The organism is Sphingomonas bacterium (genome assembly GCF_903643065.1).
In the GTDB taxonomy this organism is placed as follows: Bacteria; Pseudomonadota; Alphaproteobacteria; order Sphingomonadales; family Sphingomonadaceae; genus Sphingomonas.
This window is the reverse complement of record NZ_CAHJWX010000329.1, coordinates 1-3469: the sequence shown is the minus strand read 5'-3', so window position 1 is coordinate 3469 and position 3469 is coordinate 1. Positions and strand designations below refer to the sequence as shown.

4 protein-coding genes and 1 pseudogene are annotated in these 3469 nt (G+C 71.0%); 4 read left to right on the top strand and 1 reads right to left on the bottom strand.

The window, feature by feature from the left end; all coding sequences use genetic code 11:
- From HUU95_RS11425 to HUU95_RS11410, 4 genes and pseudogenes are all read left to right on the top strand, one after another.
- Positions 1-347 (top strand): annotated as a pseudogene (locus tag HUU95_RS11425) (hypothetical protein); the annotation flags it as partial.
- On the top strand, positions 344-1612 hold the full coding sequence (locus HUU95_RS11420; RefSeq protein WP_174280224.1) for a hypothetical protein: 1269 nt from the start codon (positions 344-346) through the stop codon (positions 1610-1612). The pseudogene HUU95_RS11425 and the gene HUU95_RS11420, both read left to right, overlap by 4 nt.
- A gap of 18 nt (positions 1613-1630) precedes the next feature.
- Positions 1631-2683 carry a glycosyltransferase family 2 protein gene (locus tag HUU95_RS11415; protein ID WP_174280223.1) on the top strand — a complete coding sequence of 351 codons (1053 nt, stop codon included), beginning with the start codon at positions 1631-1633 and terminating at the stop codon, positions 2681-2683.
- Positions 2684-2731: 48 nt separating this feature from the next.
- Positions 2732-3076, top strand: coding sequence for a hypothetical protein (locus tag HUU95_RS11410; protein ID WP_174280222.1), 345 nt, complete (start codon positions 2732-2734; stop codon positions 3074-3076).
- Positions 3077-3098: 22 nt separating this feature from the next.
- Here HUU95_RS11410 and HUU95_RS11405 read toward each other — a convergent pair.
- On the bottom strand, positions 3099-3469 hold a 371-nt coding region (locus HUU95_RS11405), incomplete at its 5' end, for an inositol monophosphatase family protein (RefSeq protein ID WP_302480121.1).

The window sequence follows — 3469 nt, the reverse complement described above, 5'->3', positions numbered from 1 at the left end:
TGCCCGGCCCCGCCGCGCGGCTGGCGGACCAGATCGGCGCGCGGCTCGACACGCTGTCGCCCCAGCTCGCCCGCGTCGGCGACGACACGCCCGAGGCGGGCGAGGTCCGCAAGCTGGTCGGCGAGCAGCTCCCCGCCTTCCTCGCCGATTATGCCCGCGTCCCCGCCCCTCTGCGCGCGCAGGCGAGGAACGGCCGCAGCCCCGACACCGAACTGCTCGCCGGGCTGACGGTAATCGAACAGGAGATCGGCCAGTTGACGGAACGCCTCGCGAGCGCGGACCTGGACCAGCTGTCGACGCGGGGGCGCTACCTGGAGATGCGCTACAAGGACGATGAAGCAAAATGAGGCGGTGGGCCGCCGCGTTGGCGCTGCTCGCCGCGCCGGTCGACGCCCAGGACGATGCCGCGGTGCAGGTGGCGGCCGAAGCGGCCTTGCAAGCCAAGTACGCCGGCCGATACCTTGATGCCGCCAACGCCTGGCGACCGCTCGCCTTCGATCCGACGGGCCGGCCGGTTCCCGGCGATGCGTATGACAGCTGGATCGAGGCCGAGACGCGGATGACGATCGAGCGCCCCGGCCCACCCGCGCCATTGTCGCCGCTGCCGCCCGCCGACCTCGCCCGTCTCCGGGCGGCGATCCCGCGCGACGCGCTCGCCGAGATCGTCGCGCGCGCGCGCCGGACCCGCGTCGTCGTCCTCAACGAGGACCACGGCCAGCCGCGCGGCCGGGCTTTCGGGCTGGCGGTCGCGCGCGCGCTGCGGCCGCTCGGCTATCGCGTCCTCGCGCTGGAGACGCTGGAAGCCAATCCCGATCCGGCGCTGGCGGCGCGACGGCTCGCCGGCCTGATCCGCGACGGCTATCCTCGTCAGGTCAGCGGTTACTACACCGCCGATCCGGTGTTCGGCGACTTCGTGCGACAGGCGCTGGCGATGGGTTATCGACCGCTCGCCTGTGAACAGATCCCGACCGAGCGTTTGGCCGATCCCGACGACCAGATCGTCGCGCGCGAGTTGGCGCAGGCGACGCATCTCGCCGCGGCACTGAGGGCGGAGCCGAGCGCGAAGATGTTCGTCTATGTCGGCTTTGGCCATGTCGCCGAGGCGCCGGCCCAGCCGGGCGCGACTCCATGGATGGCGGCGCGGCTCAAGGTGATGACCGGCATCGACCCGCTGACGATCGATCAGGTCGCGCTGGCGGAGGACCCGAGCGACAAGCGTGGCGACGGCTATGCCGTGATCGCCGATCGCGCGACAGGCCGGTCGGTCGTGCTGTTCACGGGCGCTAAGCCGCTGGTCGTCGGCCAATATGCCGGCGCCGTCGACCTTCAGGTCGTCCACCCGCGCGTGCGCCACATCGCCGGCCGCCCCGACTGGCTGCTCGGCATGGGGCGCCAGCCCACCCCCGTTCCGCCGACGCTGCTGCCTCACGCCGGCACGCGCCTCGTCCAGGCGTTCCTCGCCAGCGAGGCGGCGGACGCGATCCCGATCGATCAGGTCCTCGTCACCGCCGGCCGCCCCGCACCGTCGCTCATGCTCCCACCCCGCGCACGCGTGCGCTATGCGACGCAGGACGAGGCCGGCGCACCGCCGCTTCAGGCCGCGCAGCCCTGATCCAGTCGCCGCCACGGGTTGCATCCCGGTGGTCGCGGCGATAGCCATCGCACTGGGCCTGGCGAAGGCCGAACGGTCGGTGAGCGAGGCGGGCTGTCAGTGAAACTCTCCGTGGCGATGGCGACGTGCAATGGCGCGAAACACCTTCAGGCGCAGCTCGACTCGCTCCTCACCCAGACTCGCCAGCCTGACGAGCTCGTCGTCACCGACGATCGCTCCGACGACGCCACGCCGGACATCGTCGACCGGTTCGCACAAACCGCCCCCTTCCCGGTCGTGACCCGTCGCAATCCCGTGCGGCTCGGCTACATCAAGAACTTCGAACAGGCCGTCGAACTGGCCGGCGGCGACGTCATCCTCCTGTCCGATCAGGACGACGTCTGGCATCCGAACAAGCTCGCCCGCCACGAGGCCGCCTACCAGGCCCGGCCCGAGGTCGGCGCCGTGATCGGCGACGCGGCCGTCGTCGGCCCTGATCTGGAACCGCTGGGTTACAGTCTGTGGCAACATATGGGGCTTCATCCCAGCCGCGTGAGGAAGTTCCGCACCGGCCGGGGTCTCGACCTGTATATCAAGCGGGGCCTCTGCTACGGTGTGTTGCTGTCGTTCCGGGCCAGCTACCGCGACGTGCTGTTGCCCTTCCCGCTCGATTACTCGCATGACGACTGGATCACCATCGTCCTGTCGGCGGTGAGCCAGCTCGAACTGATCGCCGAGCCGCTGATCGATTACCGCCAGCACGGCGGACAATTGATCGGCGTCGGCCTGTTCGCCAAGCCGCCGGTCGGCGACGGATCGACGGGGCAGGACCATTACGCGGCCGACCTCGCGCTGGCGCGGGTGACTACCATCGAGGAGCGCCTGCGCGCCTTCCCCGATCGCTGGATCCGGCCCGACGTCCTGCAGGTGATCCAGGGCCGTCGCGCCTATCTGGAACGGCGGCGGTCGATGGCGGGGCGCCATCCCGTCTCGCGCCTGCTGGTCATGGCGCGCAATCTCGCCTCGGGTGATTACCTGCGCTTCGGTTCGTTCCCGAAGCAGGACCTGATGGCCGACCTGCGCGGGACCTGAGTCGGGTGCGGCAAGCGAACGAGGACGATCCAGGGACCATGCCGCGCCATGCCGCACGCCAGTGACCTCGTGACCTGCGCCGGGCCCGACAGCCCGCACGCGTTCGACAACGTGCCGCTATGCGCCCGCAACGGCAGCCTCGACGCGCGCTGCCCGATCTGTCGCGGCCATGGCCAGTGGAACATCTCGATCGACCTCGTCTCGTTCCGCTGCTCGCGCGCGATCTGCCCGCATTGCGACGGCGCGGGCTGGGTGGAGACGGGAGACGATCCGGTCGGCGTCCCCGACATCGTCCGCGCGCCGGAGGGCTATGCCAAATGGGTGATCCGCTATGTCGAGCGCGACCGCGCGCCGACGGCGGACGCGCCGGGCGGGCTGGGCAAGGGCGCATAGCCCCAATTGCTATTGCCTCTGCCTACGCCGCGCTCGCCAGCCGATGCGCGCGTTCCGCCAGATGCTCCACCGCCGCGCGGTGCAGCGCCGGGGCGGTGGCGAGCACGCCGAACGCCTCCGCGCGCGGCTTGTTGAAGTGAAGCGGGAGGCCCAGCGCGTCCGTCACCCCCGCGCCCGCCTCCGCCGCGAGCAGCGCGGCGGCGGCGATGTCCCATTCATGCCCCCAGCGCAGCGTCGCGACCAGATCGGCCTCGCCGGCAGCGACCATCGCAATGCGCAGCGCGATCGAATTGGGTTTGGCGACCGCGACCAGATCGGCGTCGCGCCGCGGCAGTTGATCGGCGGGAACGCGAGCGCCGGTGAGTATGGTGCGCGTTGCGCAACGGATCGGTT